This is a genomic window from Staphylococcus sp. 8AQ, from assembly GCF_902506595.1.
Taxonomy (GTDB): domain Bacteria; phylum Bacillota; class Bacilli; order Staphylococcales; family Staphylococcaceae; genus Staphylococcus; species Staphylococcus pasteuri.
The window spans coordinates 630,103-649,882 of record NZ_LR733871.1 but is presented as its reverse complement, the minus strand read 5'-3'; the positions used below and the strand labels follow the sequence as shown (position 1 = coordinate 649,882).

Genomic DNA, 19,780 nt, shown 5'->3' with positions numbered 1-19,780 from the left:
TTATTTCATAATTAAGTTTTATTTTATCATACGCGATTCAATGTGTTTATTATTTTGAATTGTTACAGTCGTTATCTATTCATGGCCAATACAAAGTAAATCATTAAATAAAAAAGCGATACCCCTTTTATTGGGTATCGCTAAATCTGTCACTTATATTATTAATCTACTTTATGGTCAGAACCAAAGAATGATTTGAACATATGGAATGAAGTTTCTCTATTCATTGCAGCAATTGATGTTGTTAAAGGAATACCTTTTGGACATGCATTCACACAGTTTTGAGAATTACCACATTGTTGTAGACCACCTGCGCTCATTAATGCATCTAAACGTTCATCTTTTGTCATTGCACCTGTTGGGTGTAAGTCGAATAAACGAACTTGTGAAATAGCTTGTGCGCCAACGAAGCTATTATTTTGTGTAACGTTTGGACAAACTTCTAAACAAACACCACAAGTCATACATTTAGATAATTCATAAGCTGTTTGACGTTTTTTCTCAGGCATACGTGGTCCTGGTCCTAAATCGTAAGTACCATCGATTGGAATCCAAGCTTTCATACGTTTCAAGTTGTCGAACATTCTTGAACGGTCAACTTGTAAGTCACGAATTACTGGGAAAGTACTCATTGGTTCTAAACGAATAGGTTGTTCTAATTGGTCAACAATTGCAGAACAAGATTGTCTTGCGCGTCCGTTGATAACCATTGAACAAGCACCACATACTTCTTCTAAACAGTTCATATCCCAAGTTACTGGAGTTGTTTTTTCACCATTAATATTAACTGGATTACGTCTAATTTCCATTAGACAAGCAATAACATTTAAATTTTCTTTATAAGGAATTTCAAATGTTTCTTCATATGGTTTAGATTCACTATCGTCTTGACGTTTGATAATTAATTTAACCGTTTTTTGTTTTGGTTGATCGTTTTGCTGTTGTTGTTGATTACTTTGAGTTTCTGGAGTGTCTTTTACTGATTGGTCAGCCATTATTTTTTACCTCCTTTAGACTTACTAGTGTAATCACGTTTACGTGGTGGGATTAAGCTAATATCAACTGGATCGTATTCAAATCTAGGTGCTTCTGTTCTACCTTGGTAATACGCCATAGTTGTTTTTAACCATTCATCATCATTACGATCAGGGAATTCTGGTTTGTAGTGTGCACCACGTGATTCATTACGGTTATAAGCCCCAATTGTAATTACTCGTGCTAGCACAAGCATATTCCATAATTGACGAGTGAAGAATACAGCTTGGTTACTCCAAGTTTGTGTATCTTCCATATCGATATCTTCATAACGTTTCATCAATTCTTGGATTTTCTTATCTGTTTCTAATAATTTATCATTTTCACGCACAACAGTTACATTTGCTGTCATAATTTCACCTAATTCACGATGAAGTTTATAAGCATTTTCTGAACCGCGCATGTTTAATAATTTATCAAAGCGTTCTTGTTCTTCTTTTACACGTGCTTCATAAATACTGTCATCTAAGTCAGTGTATGAAGTTTCAATATCATCAAGATATTTAATAGCATTAGGGCCAGCTACTGTACCACCATAGATGGCAGATAATAATGAGTTAGCGCCAAGTCTATTACCACCGTGTTGAGAGAAATCACATTCTCCTGCAGCAAATAAACCTTTAATGTTAGTCATTTGGTCATAATCAACATATAGACCACCCATTGAGTAGTGTACTGCTGGGAAAATTTTCATTGGTACTTTACGTGGATCATCACCAGTGAATTTTTCATAAATCTCAATAATACCACCAAGTTTAACGTCTAATTCATGTGGATCTTTATGAGATAAATCTAAGTAAACCATGTTTTCGCCGTTAATACCTAATTTTTGGTTAATACATACATCGAAAATTTCACGTGTCGCGATATCACGAGGTACTAAGTTACCATAGTCAGGATATTTTTCTTCTAAGAAATACCAAGGTTTACCATCTTTATATGTCCAGATACGTCCACCTTCACCACGTGCTGATTCACTCATCAGACGTAATTTATCGTCACCAGGAATAGCAGTTGGATGAATTTGGATGAATTCACCATTTGCGTATGCTGCACCTTGTTGATAAACGATAGATGCTGCAGAACCTGTATTAATCATTGAGTTAGTTGTTTTACCGAAGATGATACCAGGACCACCTGTTGCCATAATTACTGCGTCAGAACCGAATGATTGAATTTCAGAAGTTGTCATGTTTTGTGCAACAATACCTCTAGCAGCATTGTCCTCATCTTTAACTATACCTAAGAATTCCCAACCTTCGTATTTTGTTACTAATCCATCTACTTCAAATGAACGAACTTGTTCATCTAACGCATATAATAATTGTTGACCTGTTGTAGCTCCAGCAAATGCTGTTCTGTGATATAACGTACCACCGAAACGTCTGAAGTCTAATAGACCTTCATTAGTTCTACTAAACATAACACCCATACGGTCTAATAAATGAATGATGTTAGGTGCAGCTTCAGCCATTGCTTTTACTGGTGGTTGGTTTGCTAGGAAGTCGCCACCATAAACAGTGTCATCAAAGTGAATCCAAGGTGAGTCACCTTCACCTTTAGTATTTACCGCACCGTTAATACCACCTTGGGCACAAACTGAGTGTGAACGTTTAACAGGTACTAATGAGAATAAATCTACATGTGCACCTTTTTCTGCTGCTTTAATTGTTGACATCAGACCGGCAAGTCCTCCACCGACAACAATAATTTTTTTCTCTGCCATAGAAATGTCACTCCCCTGAAATATAAAAACTAAGACTAGTTAATCTGTATTTGTTACATAAATGCGATAATAGCAGTTACGCCGATATAAGAGATAATTAAAAATACAATTAACGATACCCATGTAAAGACACGTTGTGATTTTTTAGATTGTAAAATACCCCATGTAACTAAGAATGACCATAATCCATTTGAAAAGTGGAATACTACTGCAATTACACAAATAATGTAGAAAATAGCCCACAATGGATTATGTAAAGTTTCGTGCATCATATTATAGTCAACTGCTTTACCGAAGAAAGCTTTTTGTAAGCGTGTTTGCCATAAGTGCATACCAATAAAGATGAATGCTAAAATACCACTTATTCTTTGGCAAAAGAACATCCAGTTTCTGAATAATGAGTAATGACCCACATTCTCTTTTGCTGTAAATGCAATGTGTAATCCAAATAAACCATGGTATAAAAGCGGAATATAAATAAATAGAAATTCAACTACCAATAAGAACGGTATTGATTCCATGAAACCTGAGGCTTTATTAAAAGCTTCCGCCCCTTGTGTTGCTTGATGATTGACCAATAAGTGAACAATTAAGAATGCACCGATTGGGATAATACCTAATAACGAATGGATTCGTCTTAAGTAGAATTCATTTTTTGATTGAGCCAAAAGGAGTCCCCCCTGTAAACATTTAATTAATTGACTAAAATTATAAAGTTGTATGTAAACTGCCGTAAAAAACCATATAAAATACTAGCTTCTTTTACTTCTTTATTTTGTACTCGTCTTAATTAAATCACTTTAAAGATACTTGGGAGCATCTTCCTGTTAAATTTAAAATCAAACAAGTATTTCATAAAAAAGAAAAGGGCTAGTCATGTTATAGATTTCATATAATGATGTCGTCATATGTGAGTATTCTATAGCAATTCATGTAACCCTACATGATTGATAACAATTCTCAATTAGAAAACGCTTCCAAACAACTTTAAAAAAATAGCCTTTTGTTAACTATATTGTAACATTATTTAAAGCACTTTTGGACATGAGAATAATTCTCATGTCCAAAATTTGTCAATTTATTTCGATTGAAGTGCGTGCTGTAAGTTTTTTGCAACATTTTCAGGTAACCCAGAATTTTTTAATTCTTCTAAAGATGCTGCTTTCATCTTCTTAATTGATCCAAAAGTTCTTAATAATTTCGTTTTACGTTTACTTCCAATTCCATCTATATCATCAAGTACCGACTTAAGACCTGTTTTTTGTCTAGTTTGTCTGTGGAATGTAATAGCAAAGCGATGGACTTCATCTTGAATACGATGCAGTAGATAGAAAGCTTGGCTATTTTTCTTCAAAGGAACAATTTCAGCACTAGCGCCATATAACAATTCTGACGTTTGGTGTTTGTCGTTCTTTTGTAATCCAGCAACTGGAATATCCAAACCTAATTCATTCTCTAGTACATCCATTACACCGTTCATATGTCCTTTACCACCATCAACAATGATTAAATCTGGTAAAGGCGTTCCTTCGTTTAGAACTCGAGTGTAACGACGACGGACTACTTCTCTCATTGATTTATAATCATCTGGCCCTTCAACCGTTTTAATTTTATATTTGCGGTAGCCCTTTTTATCTGGCTTACCATCTACAAAAGTTACCATGGCTGATACGGGATCCACACCTTGGATATTGGAGTTATCAAATGCCTCAATTCTAATAGGAGTTTGTATTCCCATTCTTTCACCGAGTTCCTCAATTGCTTTAACTGTTCTTGATTCGTCTCTAGCGATTAATTCAAATTTATTTGTTAATGACACTTCGGCATTATGGTTAGCTAAATCTATCATTTCTTTTTTTGCACCTCTTGAAGGTTGCACTATTTTAGTATCCACAACAGATTGAATAATTTCTTTATTTAAATTTTTAGGGACATGAACTTCTTTAGGTAGGATGTGTTGATTTAAACTGTAGAACTGACCTATAAATGTATAGAATTCTTCTTCTTCTGTTTGTTGAATCGGAATCATCGTTGTATCTCTTTTAATCATATTGCCTTGCCTAATGAAAAATACTTGGATACACATCCATCCTTTAGACACACTATATCCAAAAACATCACGAATCGTATTATCGGTAGACATAATTTTTTGCTTTTTAGTGAGATTATGAATGTGTTGAATTAAATCACGATATTCTTTAGCACGTTCAAAATCTAATGATTCACTAGCTTTCTCCATACGATCTTGTAAATTGTTTAATATCGTTTTATCTTCACCATTTAAAAAATCACTAATTTCTTTTGTCATTTGAGCATATTTATCTAAATCTACATCATAAACACACGGCCCCATACATTGACCAATATGATAATAAAGACATAATTTATCCGGCATTTTATCACATTTTCTAAATGGATATATCCGGTCCAATAATTTTTTTGTCTCTTGTGCGGAATAAGCGTTAGGATATGGACCGAAATATTTACCAGATCCTTTTTTAACTGTTCTGGTTACGATTAATCTAGGATGTTTTTCTTTAGTAATTTTAATGAATGGATAGCTTTTATCATCTTTCAGCAAAATATTGTAACGTGGTTGATATTGTTTAATTAAGTTTAATTCTAAAAGTAATGATTCTGTCTCGCTTGAGGTTACAATAAATTCAAAATTACGTATTTCACTCACTAAGCGCGTTGTTTTAGCATCATGTGCACCAGTAAAATATGAACGTAATCGATTACGTAATTTTTTAGCTTTACCAACATAAATTACTTGATCATTACGATCTTTCATTAAATAACAACCAGGTTCCAATGGTACGACATTTAACTTAGTTTTAATTTGTTCTTGATACGTTTCCATGTTTTTCCTCCTTTCTTGTTGTTTTTAATTACGATAAATTCTTTTATGAAAAAATATTAATATTAAATAGGAATAGACAAAACAAAGCTGGAGCATTTTTATGAAATGCCCCAGTCTTCATGTCTATATTCTTATAGGTGTTTATCTAATACTTCAGCTAAGTTTTCTTTAGGTTGGAAACCTACTACTTTATCAACTGGTTGTCCATCTTTGAATACAATTAAAGTTGGAATACTCATTACTTCGTATTTTGCTGCAGTTGATGGGTTTTCATCTACATCTAATTTTAAGATGTCTGCTTTACCATCATAGTCCCCTGCTAATTCTTCTAAAACTGGAGCGATCATTTTACATGGTCCACACCAAGTAGCCCAAAAATCTACTAATTTAACTCCAGATTCTATTTTACTATCGAAATCAGAATCAGTTACTTTTACGATTGCCATAATTGCCAATCCTCCTTAATTTTTAAATGATGAGCAAATTATAACAGAATTTATAAGGTAATGCATTGCAATCTGCTTGCTCTTTTTTTAAAGTGGCAAATTTCCTCAAGAAATCATTCAATTTTCCACTTACTTTAGGCTAATGCCTCAACAAAATATCTATTATGAAGATTTATTTTAAAGAAGCTACGGTAACACCAAATCCACCTTCACTTGGCATACCACCTCTAAATGTTTTAACACTTTTATGTCGTTTTAAATGTTGTTGTACACCTTTTTGTAATGCACCAGTGCCTTTACCATGAATAATATAAACCTGTTCGAAATTGCTTAATACTGCTTGATCTAAATACTGGTCTAATTCGATTAGTGCATCTTCATAGCGATAACCTCTTAAATCAAGTTCTGTTTTTACAGTTTGTCTATTCGCACGGGTAACCATTTTCGTTGGTTTCTCTTTTTTCTTTTTCATTTTTTCTAAATCTTCAATAGGTAGTTTCATTTTTAAAATACCCATTTGAACAACCGCTTCTTCATCGCCAACTAATTCAAGCACTTCACCTTTTTGTCCATAAGATAAGACTTTAACTTCATCGCCAGCTTGAATTTTATCATACTTTTGTTTTTGAACATGTTGTTTAATGGATTTCGCTTCATATTGATCATCTAATTGTTTTTTCTTATCAATAAGTTCATGTTCTTTAACGTCTGCACCTTTTTTATCTCTTAATTCTCTCAATTCTTTAAGAATCGCATCAGCTTCTTTAGTTGCAGATTTCACACGTTGATTCGCTTTTTCTTTCGCTTCATCCATTAATGATTTTTCATAATTTTGATACTGTTGATATTGTTTTTCTAGTTCGTCGTGTGTTGTTTGTGCTTCCTTGACTAGTCTATCTAATTCAATACGTTGTTCATCCACACGTTTTGAATTTTTCTCAAGTGATTCTATCATATTGTTTATTTCTTGTTCATCAGTACCAATCATTGTCTTAGCTTTATTAATAATATGAAGACTTAAGCCTAATTTCTTAGATATATCAAATGCATTAGAACGTCCAGGCACACCCATAAGTAATTTATATGTTGGACTTAATGATTCAACATCAAATTCAACACTCGCGTTCATCACGCCTTCACGGTTATAACTATAAGCTTTTAATTCTGGATAGTGAGTTGTCGCCATAACTAAAGCGCCTAAACTTCTTACATGATCTAGTATACTCATCGCAAGTGCTGCACCTTCACTAGGATCTGTTCCTGCACCTAATTCATCAAATAGAATTAAGCTATTTTTATCTGCATCTTTTAATATTTCAACAATATTTTTCATATGTGATGAAAATGTCGATAATGATTGTTCTATTGATTGTTCGTCACCTATATCACAATACACGTTTTCAAATACACTTAATTGACTACCATCTAATGTAGGAATAAGCATCCCTGATTGTGCCATGACAATAATTAATCCTAATGTTTTTAATGTTACTGTTTTACCACCTGTATTGGGACCCGTAATAATGACTGTTTCGATGTCATCTATAAATTCAATCGTATTGGCTACAACTGTATTTCGATCTAATAGTGGATGGTATGCATTAGGTAAATAAACTGTTCTCTCTTTATGAAAAGTTGGTTTAGTTCCTTTGATAGCACGTGCATATCTCGCTTTTGCAATTAAAAAGTCAAGGTGACCCATAATTGACTCTGATGTTAACAAAGCATCCGCTTCAGCTGCTACTTGACCCGTTAACTCAGTTAAAATACGTTCACGTTCAACTGCTTCATCATTTCGCAATCGACTTATTTGGTTATTCATTTCAACAACTGAAGATGGCTCAATATACAACGTTTGTCCAGAAGCTGATTGATCATGAACGATACCATTAAAGTCCTGTCTATACTCTGCTTTTACAGGAATAACATTTCTATCATTTCTTACTGTCACAATGGCATCAGACAATTTCTTTTGATTAGCCTGACTTTTAACTACTCTATCTAAATTTTGTCTAATACGTTGGTTAGTACTTGATATCTTACTACGAATGCTTTGTAATTCGTAACTTGCGTGATCAAATAAATCATGTGTGTCACATTTTTCATTAATATCTTTAAAAAGGTCAGTTAGTATTGGTAGTTGTGCCATATTACTATCTAAAATTGGATATTTAACCTCTTCATCTTCTTCTAATAATTGATTATAGAATGTCTTAAATTGATTTTGAACTTGTATCAAACGTTTAATCGCAGTTAATTCAGTTACATTTAAGACGCCACCAATAGTTGAACGATGAATATATTGCGCTACTTTTGATAAACCACTTAAACTTGGAAGTCGGTGTTTATTATATATTTGCGAAATTTCGTCAGTTTCATTTATTTGAAATTCAACTGTTTCAAAATCTGTTGCTGGAGACATTTCTGCTACCTTTTCTCTTCCTAAATCACTGATAGCTTCATTTGATACAAATGATTTTATTTTATCAAATTCTAAGACATCTAATGTTTTTTGTCTCATGCAATCCCTCTATTTCTTCATTTTTATGTTGTTATTAATAAACGATTTAAATGCCTCTCTAGACATTGTATTGATTACTCTATCTTTCGTAACAAATCCTTTTTGCGCTGTTGCAACACCATATTTCATAAATTCTAAATGATCAGTATGATGCGCATCTGTATTAATGGTTAATTTAACATTTGGATATTGGCGTAATGTTTGTGCATTTAAATCCAAACGCTTTGGATTCGCATTAATTTCTAAAATTGTATTTGTTTCTTCAGCAAGTTGAGCTAGTTTTTCAATATTTGGTTCGTATCCAGGACGACGGCCAATAATTCTACCAGTTGGATGAGCAATATGTCTTACGTATGGATTACGACACGCATTTTCTAAGCGTTTCATAATGTCTTCTCCAGATTGATTAAAACTTTGATGTATCGCTGCAATGACATAATCCAATTGTGCAAGAATCTCATCATCATAGTCTAATGAACCATCGGGTAATATGTCCATTTCAATACCTGAATAAATATCAATTTCATCATATTCTTCATTTAATTGTTTAATTTCTTCATTTTGACGTAACAAACGTTCCACTTGTAAACCATTTGCCACTCTTAAACTTTGTGAATGATCAGTAATAACCATAAATTCATATCCTTTAGCGATATTGGCTTCTATCATGTCTCTTATTGAAAATGCACCATCGCTATATGTGGTATGCATATGAAGATCACCTTTAATATCATCTAATTGAATAATTTGGCTTAAATCTTTATCAAATTCACTTCCATCTTCACGCATTGAAGGTTCAATCCAAGAAACTCCAAAATGTTCATAAATTTCCGCTTCGCTATTAAATTGCAATACTTCCCCATTATCCTTTTCAATACCATATTCACTAACTTTCTCATTTTGAGCTTTGGCTAATTGTCTAATGCGAATATTATGATCTTTAGATCCAGTGAAATGTTGCAATGTATGATAAAAAGCAGAAGGTTCAATCAATCTAAAATCTACGCCAATTGTTTCATCATCGTATTCTAGTTCTACTGATATTTTAGTTGAACCTATCGCTATATCTTTAACTTTATTAGGAATATTTAATAATTGTTGTTGTACTTTTTCTGGTTCATTCGTGCTAATAATAAAATCTAAATCTTTACTTTGTTCTTTATATCTTCTAAAACTTCCCGCTGAAGAGTATTGATCGATATCGTCTAATTGACTAATATAATCTATAATTTGGTGATTAAGACCTCTCATCTGATCAATTGGATAACTTTCTTTTTTAGCACCTAATGCTTTAACTGCTTCTAGAATATTTTGTTCCGTCTTTTTAGCGAAACCACTTAATTCACTTACTTTACCTGATTCACACGCTTCTTGTAATGACGCTTTATCGGTAATATTTAGTTCTTTATATAATTTAGCTATTTTTTTACTACCTAGCCCTTGTATTTTTAATAAAGGAACTAGTCCCTCAGGAACTTCTTTTTGTAAATCTTCTAATGCAGTTGAATGTCCAGATTGTCGATATTCATTAATGACATCACCGACTCCTTTTCCAATACCTTTTAATTCAGTTACATCTTCAATCTCATCTAGTGGTCGTTCATCTACTTCTAAACTTTGAGCTGCTTTTCTATACGCAGACACTTTAAAGGTATTTTCTCCTTTTAACTCCATATAAGTAGCTATTTTTTCTAATAATTGAATAACATCTTTTTTAGTCATATACATCTCTCCATAAAAATAAGACCAGGACATATTACTATTTCAAATTGTCTGTCCTGACCTCAACATCATTTTTTATAAATTTAAAATTAATTGTGAAACATAAGGTGTGTGCAATAGAATATGCTTAGCTAATAATGAATGACCTAATGAATTTTGTATCATTACATTAGGATATAAAGCTAAAATATACATCATGATTTGAATAAATATAATACCCATTATTAAACTTAATATAATACCTAAGATACGGCTAATGATATTTAAAGGTTGATATGCAACTATATTATCAAATGTGACGATGATTAGATATAAAATCAACTTACTGCATAGCGCAATTAAAATAAAAGCTACTATAGATTCAAAACGATATTGTAAGTGATCAAAAGATATCGCATATTGGGTATCATATGCAACAGTCTTTGGAAAAGGTAAAAACACGATTAAACGTTTTGCGATGTCTCGATAAAATTGCATTGCAATCCATAACGACACTATTGAAGAAATAAAATGTAAACTTGTAAGCCACAATCCTCGTCGAAATCCAACGATTGCAAAATACAGTAAAATGATTAATATAACAATGTCTAATAACATCTAATCTTCTCGTTGTTTTAATTGATTAAGTTCTTGTTGTAATCGACGGTTTTCTTCCTCTAAGCTTACTTTTTCATGCATGATATTGACGGCTGTTAAAATAGCTTTCCTCGTTGTATCTAGTCCAGCTGATTTTTGCCCTAATTCTCTCATTGTCTCATCTACTAAATGAGCAACATGTCGTATATGCTCTGGGCTATCATCACCAATTATTGTAAAATGTTGGTCATTAATTGTTACATTTATTCTATTCTTAAAATCACCCATAATTATATCTCCTGACTTTTAATTAAATTATTCCGTATCTCTATTTAATTTAACCAAAATCATGTTTCTATATTATTTGTACATAATATTAATTTTTGGTTTTATTCTTTTTACTTATCATTAAACATTATACATGAGTCATAATTATTTTGTAAGTATGTGGTTTAATAAAGTCAATCTTTTTCTTTAGAAAATTATGATTACCTTTTTAATTTTTAGTATTATACATTTTAGAAAAATCCATACTCAAAGACTTCAAATGTAATTTAAGTATCTAATCTCTTTTGATTTTCACTTATGATATAAAAGATAATGTTATGATATGATTTGATTAATGTACCACAATAGTATGAATAAAGAGAGGTTTAACAAAGTATGGCTAATATAGTCCATAAATTAACAACAAATGAAATCAATACATTAATGTCTAAAATAAAATTTGATACAGTACAGTTGCCCCAAGGTATGAAAGCTCGCACGAAACATAACGGTGCTGTTATCAATATATATAATTCTGGAAAAGTCATGTTTCAAGGCAATAATGCCGAAACTGTAGCACAACAATTACTACCTGAAAAACAAAGTAACACTACTAGTTTAAATTCTTCCAAATCTTCTAAGTCACAGGCATCTTATATTAAATACAATCAATATAATTGTATAGGTAGTGATGAAGCTGGCAGTGGTGATTATTTTGGCCCACTAACAGTATGTGCCGCATATGTTACAAAAGAGCATGTGAAAATTTTAAAAGAATTAGGTGTTGATGATTCTAAAAAATTAACCGACACTAAAATAGTAGAAATAGCAGAACAACTTGTTAACTTTATTCCCCATTCATTACTTACACTTGATAATGTTAAATATAATGATCGACAACGTGCTGGATGGTCACAAGTTAAAATGAAAGCTGTATTACACAATCAAGCTATTGCAAATGTTGTCCAAAAAATTGAAACTAATGATTTGAATTATATTGTCATTGACCAATTTGCAGAACGTGGCGTATATCAACGTTATGCTTTATCCGATTTGCCTTATCCGAAATTAACAAAATTTGAAACAAAAGGCGAATCTAAATCTTTAGCCATAGCGGCTGCCAGTATTATCTCTCGATATGCCTTTGTAAAACATATGAATCATATATCTAAATCATTAAAAATGGAAGTTCCTAAAGGCGCAAGTAATAAAGTTGACTTATTCGCTGCAAAAATAATTGAAAAATATGGTATTGATAAATTAGACAGTATTTCTAAAAAACATTTCAAGAATAGAGACAAAGCTCAGGCTTTAGTTAAAAAGAAATATTTATAAGTGCAATCCAATGCAAGTAAGTACTATTTATATTGATTAGTAATTATATTAGACTGTCCGTAAAGTCCATGACTTTGTTGGCAATTTTTATACCCATGCTTTCCCAGGGTACAGTTTCAGCCAGAAATTCTACACAGATAAACCTGTGGGAATTTCTATGGTCTTCAACTAATACTGTTACCTCTGGAGTCAGCGCATAAATACAGCTCATTATTCCTCAAATAATCTAACAATGAGATGATTTTAAAAAGACAAACCTATCGCCAAGATAGATTTGTCTATAAATATGGCAAGTATCAACCTCTAAGGAATGATACTTGCCTTTTACTTACTTTATTATCTTATTGTTGCGCCTTTTTCTTTCAATGCTTCGATAATTTGATCATGTACTTTTGATACACGCTCATCAGTTAAAGTATTTTCAGTATCTAAATAATTTAATCTGATTGCAACTGATTTTTTACCTTCTTCTAAATGTTCACCTTCATACACATCAAATACTTGTGTATCTTGAAGAATATCAGCACCATTATCATGAATTGTTGAGATAAGTTCAGATGCTGGTACATCATGATTTACCTCTAATGCAATATCACGTGAAACACCTGGATATTTTGGAATTGGTTGATAATTGATATAACCAACAGAAACTTTCATCATTTCTTCGTAGTTTAATTCAAACACATATGTGCGTTTTAAGTCATTATCAGCCGCTACAGAAGGATGTAATTCACCGATAAAACCAATATCTTTCCCATTTAAAGAGACAATTGCAGTTCTACCTGGATGTAAACCTTCAATTTTAGCTGCACGATAATCCAATGTTAAATTAAGTTTTTCAGCAACTCGTTCAATAACACCTTTAGTTAGATAAAAGTCGACTTCTTCTTTTTTACCTTGCCATTGATTTACAACATAATCACCTGTCATAATACCACTTAAATATTCAACTTCTTCAGGTAATTCACCTTCACCATTGCCGAAGAATACACGTCCAATTTCATATAATTTCACATCTTTATTTTTACGTGCAACATTATACGTTGTTGCCTCAATTAAATGTGGTAGTAAACTTTGACGCAATGTTGAATGTGCTTCACTCATTGGCATAAGTAGTTCAATTGTTGATCTATCTTGTAATGCAAAGTCTTTAGCATGTTCTTTAGATACAAGTGAATATGTGATAGCTTGGTTTAAACCTGCACCTTCTATTGTTTCTTTCACTATTCGTGTTTTACGTTGACGGTCAGTTAAAGTACCACTAGTCACTTCTTCAAACACTGGTAAAGTTGATGGTATCTCATCATAGCCGTATATACGTGCAACTTCTTCAATCAAGTCTTCTTTAATAGAAATGTCTTTACGACGAGATGGTACGAATACCGTAAGTTCATTATGATTCACTTCTGTTTCAAAACCTAATTGTTCGAAATTCTTTGTAATTTCATCTGCAGATAAATTAAATCCGACTGTTTCATTGATTTTGTCAGTTGTAATGTGAATTGGTGTTATGAATTCACCTAAATCGCCTGCAGACACTCTATCTTTAAGGACGCTACCAGAAGCATACATTTCTAATAAATAACATGCACGGTCAACAGCTTCATTGACAAATTCTGTCGCAATACCCTTTTCAAATCGACTAGAAGCTTCACTTCGTAAATTTAAGCGTCTTGATGTATGACGAATAGAAGCAGAATCAAAAATAGCGCCTTCTATAACAACATTAGTTGTTCGATCACTCACTTCTGAAAAATCTCCGCCCATCACGCCACCTAATGCAATTGGTGTTTGTCCATTAGTGATGACAATATCTGACTCAAGTAGTGTTCTTTCTTGATCGTCTAATGTCGTCATTGTTTCATTTTCTTGTGCTTGACGAACTTCAATATGATTAGAACCAATTTGATCTTGGTCAAACATGTGTAAAGGTTGTCCATATTCTAATAAAACATAGTTTGAAATATCAACGACATTATTAATTGGTCTAATTCCCGCTTTCATTAAACGTGATTGCATCCATATTGGTGATTGACCAATAGTGACATTTTTAACTATTCTCGCGCTATAATAAGGTACTTTATTTTCATTTTTAACGGTAACAGATAATTCATCTGTAGCGGATTCATTTAACTCATTACTAGCAGTTTGTGGTTTAGTCATTTGAGTTTGATATAACGCTGCTACTTCATATGCAGTACCTACCATACTTAATGCGTCTGCACGGTTTGGAGTTAAATCAAATTCCATAATTTGGTCATTTAAATACAATGCATCTAATGCATCTGTACCGGGTGTTACCTCTGTAGAAAATACGAAAATGCCATTTTCAAATGCTTTTGGTACAACATTACTTGAGATACCTATTTCTTGTAATGAACAAATCATGCCTTCAGAACGCTCCCCGCGTAACTTGGCACGCTTAATTTTAATACCACCTGGTAAACGTCCACCTACTTTAGCAACAATGACATATTGTCCTTCATCAACATTAGGTGCACCACAAACGATTTGTACAGGCTCTTCCTCACCAATATCTACTTGGCATATATTTAATTTATCTGCATCTGGATGAGACGTTTTAGATACGACATAACCTACTACTAAGTTTTTAATGTCTTTTGTATAATCAATAATATCGTCAACTTCGATACCAGTGCGTGTTATTTTTTCTGCTAAATCTTGAACATTTTGATTCACGTCTACATAATCTTTTAACCATTCATTTGAAATTAACATTAAATCTCACCTCTATCTTCTACAGCTTTAAACTGGTCTAAGAAACGTACATCATTTGTATAGAAATGACGAATATCCTCAATACCATATTTCAACATTGCGATACGGTCTGGTCCCATACCAAAGGCAAACCCAGAATATTCATTTGCATCAAAACCAGCCATATTTAAAACGTTAGGGTGTACCATACCTGCCCCTAAAATTTCGATCCATCCAGTATGTTTACAAACATTACAACCTTTACCTTTACATTTGAAACATGACACATCCACTTCAACAGATGGTTCTGTAAATGGGAAATAACTTGGTCGTAATCGAATTTCTCTATCAGCACCAAATAATTCTTTCGCTAATAATTCTAATGTCCCTTTTAAGTCACTCATTTTAATATTTTTATCTACTACTAATCCTTCAATTTGAGTAAATTGGTGGCTGTGTGTGGCATCATCTGAATCACGACGATAAACTTTACCAGGGCATATTATTTTAACTGGACCTTGACCATTTCGTTGTTCCATTGTTCTTGCTTGCACTGGTGACGTATGCGTTCTCATTAAAATTTCTTCAGTAATATAGAAACTATCTTGCATATCACGTGCTGGATGAGATTTAGGTAAGTTTAAAGCTTCAAAATTATAATGATCTTGTTCTACTTCAAATCCATCTACAATTTCATAACCTAATCCTAAGAATAAATCTTCAATTTCTTCAATAGTTCGAGTTAATGGATGTTTAGAACCTATTTCAATTTGACGACTTGGTAAAGTAACATCGATTGTTTCTTCTGCTAATTGTTGATTTAACTTTTCATTAGCTAAAATCGTTTGTCTTTCGTCTAGTTCTTGTTGAATTGTTTGTCTTAGCTCATTGACTTTTTGTCCATAAGCTGGTTTTTCTTCATTTGGTAAGTCTTTCATATTTTTCATTAATGCACTTACCGAACCCTTTTTACCTAAATATTTAACTTTCACATCTTGTAAAGCTCTTTCATCATTAGCAGCATTTATATCAACCAATGCTTGTTGCTTTAATTCACCCATATGATCATTTTGAGTCATACGTTTTTCCTCCTTTTATCCCATCAACAATATATTAATCAATCAATTATTTATTTATTTTTTAAACAAAAAAGACTTTCACCCCTCTAACTGGGACGAAAGCCTTCCGTGGTACCACCCAAATTTATGCCTATGCATACACTTGTATACGTTGTTAACGAAGACGTGCTCCGACTTAAATCTCTTTAAGTAGCCAAAAAGATGAAAAAAACTAATCAAAATTGGAATAACTTTCAGTCGCGGTTATTCTCCCTTAAACAATTTCACATGTTAGTTTACGTCTTTTTATAGGCTATTAATTCTCTTGTAGACCATATCATTGATTATTTATGAATTCATTATTTATTATAGACGATTGATTGATATAGGGTCAACCGGCAATAACCGTTTTGAATATCATTTATAAATTTTAAAGTCACCTAAATGTAGACAAATATTTTATCCTTTTAATTGGTAAAGTAAGATACTACCAGCAATTGCAACATTTAAACTTTCAGCTTTTCCATAAATAGGAATAGTTAAATTTTGAGTTGTACTATTTAATAGTGTTTCATTTACACCTTCACCTTCGTTTCCCAAAATAAGTGCAAATGTGTCTTGTGCTTCAATTTCTTTAAAGCTTACAGCTTCATCTAATGCTGTACCATAAATGGGTCCATCAAATGTATCGATGAATATCTGTAATGATTCTGACATAACAGGAATATGAAATACACTACCTTGACTCGCACGTAATACTTTATCTTGATATGGATCTGCAGTGCCTTTTTCCATTACTATTAGATCAATACCTGCTGCATCTGCAGTGCGGATTAACGTTCCTAAATTACCTGGGTCTTGTATTCTATCAATTAATAATACTTGCTTCGCAGTTGATATATCATATTCTGGTTTTTTTATCACTGCGAAAAAGCCTTGAGGTGTCACAGTTCCAGACAACGCTTCTGCAACTTTTAAATTAATTTCAAATGTTTCATTAGCATACTCAATTAATTGTTCATCTGTTCTACTAGGATCAACAACAAATAATTGCTCAATGTCTAAACCACTTTGATATGCTTCATCTATTAAATGTATACCTTCGATAAGTGCTAAACCTGTTTTATCTCTATCTTTCTTTTTCTTAAGTTTATTCGCATTTTTAATTTTACTATTTTGAGCCGACGTAATTTGTTCCATATAATTAATCTCCAATATGATAATTTCTAATTATCCTTAATTGTATATGATTAAGTTATAAATTGAAAATAAAGTATCACTACTATTTTAATAGTTAAGTGATACTTACGCGTTAGCTTTTGCTAAGTTGTTCTATTAAGAAACAACTTTACATTATTAAAATAAAAAAGCTTCCGAATAAATTTTAATGATTTTTAATCGGAAGCTAATTGCTTGTTAAACAAATGTTTATTTCAAATAATGATAGCCAATATCATATGTATGAACGCTATTTTTAATAATCGGACTACTTTTATCATCAGATTGACTGCGAACATTTTGATGTGCTTTTTTAAATACATCTGATTTCAACCAGTCTGTAAAAGCTTGTTTATCTTTCCATAAAGTTAAAATTTTAACTTCATCATAATCCTCTTTTTCTAATGTACGAGTAACAAACATACCTTCAAACCCGTCTAATGTCTCAATACCATATCTAGTATAAAATCTTTCAACAATTTCTGTTGCTGTCCCTTTGTTTAGCGTTAATTTGTTTTCAGCCATAAATCTCATGATTGTCTTCATCCTTTTAGTTAATTTTAGTTAATTTGGCAATAACTGCTATTCTGCCTGCTGTTTGTCTAAATGCATCTTCACAAGTCGATAATGTCACAATTTTATCTCCTTCATTGACATCTACATTCGTTTTAATCAATGAACGCTTCTTTGTTTTGATTAAAAATGCTTTAAATTGTTCATCATTATCAAAAGTCGTTTGGATATAATTGTCATTACTTGTTGTTTTAAATGCACTAAAAATTTGTAATTGATATTTACCATATTTAGTATCAAAGTGGATTGATTTGTGTTTGTCATAAAATGATTGTTTTAAATAATCATCAAGTACATCAAACATAGTTTGATCACCAATATGATGACCATATATCACCGTATTTTTATCTAAAGGGTTCAATGAATTTCGATAATCCATAAAAATACTTCCTTTACGACGTTGTTCTCTTTCAAAATCTAAATTTAAATATTCATGATTTGTTTTACCTTGTAAAATAGGATAATTGAGCGATGTTCCCTCTAATTGAATCCAACCAACGATGTCTTTATTAATTTTTTCTAAGGATTCAAATTGTGGTCTTACTGATGATTGATGTTCATTTGATAGTGTTTTAAATTTCTTTTGTATTTTGGCATAACTTTCTTGTTCATCTTTATCTTGAACATAAATTTTAATTATTTGATAAGTAAAAACGACAATAACAACGATTAAAATAATTTGTATTATTCTTATTATGTGTTTCATATAATGTGATAATCCTTTATTCTTCATTAGTTAAGCCTTACATAGATTTATAAATACGTTGACGTTTACCCTTACATAATAAATAAATCAATGTAGGTCCACCTACAATCATTAAAATAGCATTGGCAGGTATTTCTAATGGTGGATGTATTGTACGTCCTGCTAAATCAGCTAAAAGTAAGAACCAAGCTCCTATGACTATTGAAAATGGTATAACTGCTTTATAATTAACACCTACTATTTTTCTTACAATATGAGGTACAATAATCCCTAAAAAGGCTATTTGACCTACTATCGCAACTGTTGCACTTGCTAAAAATACTGCTAATAAGCCAATTATCCATCTATACGTATCTATTTGAAAACCAATACTCTTAGCTTGCATATCGTCTAAATTTAATAAATTCAACTTAGGAGATAGTAAAATACTTAAACTTAATCCTATCATTGCAGAAATCGCTATAATATATACATCTTTCCATGTTTTCATAGTTAAACCTTGAGACATTTTCAGTAATGGATTTTGACTTAAGATGTCATATACACCATTTAATAAAACAAATAATGCTACACCTACTAAAATCATACTTACCGCATTCAACTGATATTTAGTGTGTAAAAATATAATGATTATAAATGGAATCAATCCTCCGATAAAAACTAAAAAGGGTAAATAATTATATAGTTGAGGAATATACATCATACATAGCGTTCTCATAATTAAAGCGCCAGTCGAAACGCCAATTAAATTTGCTTCAGCTAATGGATTTTGTAGGGACGCTTGTAAAAGTGCTCCTGATACTGCCAACATAGCCCCTACTATCATTGCTATTAATATTCTTGGTAATCTCAAATCTAATATCGCATCCACCGCATTATTTTCACCAGTTGATAATTTATCTATCCAATCATTAAATGTAATTTTTAAAGTACCAGTAACAAATGATAAATATGCTGTTAAAACAGTTAATAGTATAAATATTATTAAAAATAACTTCTTATGGTTCTTTATCATA

Annotated in this window: 16 protein-coding genes; 1 reads left to right on the top strand and 15 read right to left on the bottom strand. The window is 31.9% G+C overall.

Annotation, left to right across the window (positions count from 1 at the left end; translation table 11 throughout):
* Positions 1-161: 161 nt before the first annotated feature.
* From sdhB to zapA, 9 genes are all read right to left on the bottom strand, one after another.
* Entirely contained in the window at positions 162-995 is an 834-nt protein-coding gene (gene sdhB / locus GVY01_RS03330) for a succinate dehydrogenase iron-sulfur subunit (RefSeq protein WP_017637636.1), read from the bottom strand.
* Positions 995-2,761: a succinate dehydrogenase flavoprotein subunit gene (sdhA, locus tag GVY01_RS03325; protein ID WP_046466582.1), complete on the bottom strand. Its 1,767-nt coding sequence runs from the start codon at positions 2,759-2,761 to the stop codon at positions 995-997. The genes sdhB and sdhA overlap by 1 nt, the downstream gene beginning before the upstream one ends.
* Before the next feature lie 53 nt (positions 2,762-2,814).
* On the bottom strand, positions 2,815-3,429 hold the full coding sequence (locus GVY01_RS03320) for a succinate dehydrogenase cytochrome b558 subunit (protein ID WP_017637638.1): 615 nt from the start codon (positions 3,427-3,429) through the stop codon (positions 2,815-2,817).
* 410 nt (positions 3,430-3,839) lie between these two features.
* Complete coding sequence (gene uvrC, locus GVY01_RS03315; RefSeq protein ID WP_017637639.1) at positions 3,840-5,624, bottom strand: excinuclease ABC subunit UvrC; 1,785 nt, start codon at positions 5,622-5,624, stop codon at positions 3,840-3,842.
* Positions 5,625-5,755: 131 nt separating this feature from the next.
* Positions 5,756-6,070 (bottom strand): thioredoxin, encoded by a 315-nt coding sequence (trxA, locus tag GVY01_RS03310; protein ID WP_017637640.1) that lies wholly within the window; start codon positions 6,068-6,070, stop codon positions 5,756-5,758.
* 172 nt (positions 6,071-6,242) lie between these two features.
* Positions 6,243-8,591, bottom strand: a complete 2,349-nt coding sequence (locus tag GVY01_RS03305) for an endonuclease MutS2 (RefSeq protein WP_017637641.1) — start codon at positions 8,589-8,591, stop codon at positions 6,243-6,245.
* Positions 8,592-8,600: 9 nt separating this feature from the next.
* The gene (polX, locus tag GVY01_RS03300) at positions 8,601-10,313 is read right to left on the bottom strand and encodes a DNA polymerase/3'-5' exonuclease PolX (RefSeq protein ID WP_017637642.1); all 1,713 of its coding nucleotides are present in this window, start codon (positions 10,311-10,313) and stop codon (positions 8,601-8,603) included.
* A gap of 75 nt (positions 10,314-10,388) precedes the next feature.
* Positions 10,389-10,910, bottom strand: coding sequence for a CvpA family protein (locus GVY01_RS03295; RefSeq protein ID WP_017637643.1), 522 nt, complete (start codon positions 10,908-10,910; stop codon positions 10,389-10,391).
* Positions 10,911-11,177 carry a cell division protein ZapA gene (gene zapA / locus GVY01_RS03290; protein ID WP_017637644.1) on the bottom strand — a complete coding sequence of 89 codons (267 nt, stop codon included), beginning with the start codon at positions 11,175-11,177 and terminating at the stop codon, positions 10,911-10,913.
* A gap of 375 nt (positions 11,178-11,552) precedes the next feature.
* Here zapA and rnhC point away from each other — a divergent pair, with 375 nt between their 5' ends.
* Positions 11,553-12,491, top strand: coding sequence for a ribonuclease HIII (gene rnhC / locus GVY01_RS03285; RefSeq protein WP_017637645.1), 939 nt, complete (start codon positions 11,553-11,555; stop codon positions 12,489-12,491).
* 336 nt (positions 12,492-12,827) lie between these two features.
* Here the strand turns inward: rnhC and pheT are convergent, their stop codons facing one another.
* The 6 genes from pheT to isdF all read right to left on the bottom strand — a co-directional run bounded on the left by pheT (position 12,828) and on the right by isdF (position 19,779).
* A complete protein-coding gene (gene pheT, locus GVY01_RS03280) occupies positions 12,828-15,230 on the bottom strand; it encodes a phenylalanine--tRNA ligase subunit beta (protein WP_017637646.1) in 2,403 nt (800 codons plus the stop codon).
* Positions 15,230-16,288 carry a phenylalanine--tRNA ligase subunit alpha gene (gene pheS / locus GVY01_RS03275; RefSeq protein WP_017637647.1) on the bottom strand — a complete coding sequence of 353 codons (1,059 nt, stop codon included), beginning with the start codon at positions 16,286-16,288 and terminating at the stop codon, positions 15,230-15,232. The genes pheT and pheS overlap by 1 nt, the downstream gene beginning before the upstream one ends.
* 438 nt (positions 16,289-16,726) lie before the next feature.
* Positions 16,727-17,467: a TrmH family RNA methyltransferase gene (locus tag GVY01_RS03270; RefSeq protein WP_029055499.1), complete on the bottom strand. Its 741-nt coding sequence runs from the start codon at positions 17,465-17,467 to the stop codon at positions 16,727-16,729.
* Positions 17,468-17,695: 228 nt separating this feature from the next.
* Positions 17,696-18,019 (bottom strand): antibiotic biosynthesis monooxygenase, encoded by a 324-nt coding sequence (locus GVY01_RS03265; RefSeq protein ID WP_159333642.1) that lies wholly within the window; start codon positions 18,017-18,019, stop codon positions 17,696-17,698.
* A gap of 16 nt (positions 18,020-18,035) precedes the next feature.
* Positions 18,036-18,764 carry a class B sortase gene (srtB, locus tag GVY01_RS03260; protein WP_017637650.1) on the bottom strand — a complete coding sequence of 243 codons (729 nt, stop codon included), beginning with the start codon at positions 18,762-18,764 and terminating at the stop codon, positions 18,036-18,038.
* A 37-nt stretch (positions 18,765-18,801) separates the two neighbouring features.
* Positions 18,802-19,779: a hemin ABC transporter permease protein IsdF gene (gene isdF / locus GVY01_RS03255; protein ID WP_017637651.1), complete on the bottom strand. Its 978-nt coding sequence runs from the start codon at positions 19,777-19,779 to the stop codon at positions 18,802-18,804.
* Between the last annotated feature and the right edge of the window lies 1 nt (position 19,780).

Coding starts and splice junctions, on each gene's coding strand:
- sdhB (WP_017637636.1), bottom strand. CDS start 995: ATGGCTGACCAATCAGTAAAAGACACTCCAGAAACTCAAAGTAATCAA.
- sdhA (WP_046466582.1), bottom strand. CDS start 2,761: ATGGCAGAGAAAAAAATTATTGTTGTCGGTGGAGGACTTGCCGGTCTG.
- uvrC (WP_017637639.1), bottom strand. CDS start 5,624: ATGGAAACGTATCAAGAACAAATTAAAACTAAGTTAAATGTCGTACCA.
- trxA (WP_017637640.1), bottom strand. CDS start 6,070: ATGGCAATCGTAAAAGTAACTGATTCTGATTTCGATAGTAAAATAGAA.
- GVY01_RS03305 (WP_017637641.1), bottom strand. CDS start 8,591: ATGAGACAAAAAACATTAGATGTCTTAGAATTTGATAAAATAAAATCA.
- polX (WP_017637642.1), bottom strand. CDS start 10,313: ATGACTAAAAAAGATGTTATTCAATTATTAGAAAAAATAGCTACTTAT.
- GVY01_RS03295 (WP_017637643.1), bottom strand. CDS start 10,910: ATGTTATTAGACATTGTTATATTAATCATTTTACTGTATTTTGCAATC.
- zapA (WP_017637644.1), bottom strand. CDS start 11,177: ATGGGTGATTTTAAGAATAGAATAAATGTAACAATTAATGACCAACAT.
- rnhC (WP_017637645.1), top strand. CDS start 11,553: ATGGCTAATATAGTCCATAAATTAACAACAAATGAAATCAATACATTA.
- pheT (WP_017637646.1), bottom strand. CDS start 15,230: ATGTTAATTTCAAATGAATGGTTAAAAGATTATGTAGACGTGAATCAA.
- pheS (WP_017637647.1), bottom strand. CDS start 16,288: ATGACTCAAAATGATCATATGGGTGAATTAAAGCAACAAGCATTGGTT.
- GVY01_RS03270 (WP_029055499.1), bottom strand. CDS start 17,467: ATGGAACAAATTACGTCGGCTCAAAATAGTAAAATTAAAAATGCGAAT.
- GVY01_RS03265 (WP_159333642.1), bottom strand. CDS start 18,019: ATGAGATTTATGGCTGAAAACAAATTAACGCTAAACAAAGGGACAGCA.
- srtB (WP_017637650.1), bottom strand. CDS start 18,764: ATGAAACACATAATAAGAATAATACAAATTATTTTAATCGTTGTTATT.
- isdF (WP_017637651.1), bottom strand. CDS start 19,779: ATGATAAAGAACCATAAGAAGTTATTTTTAATAATATTTATACTATTA.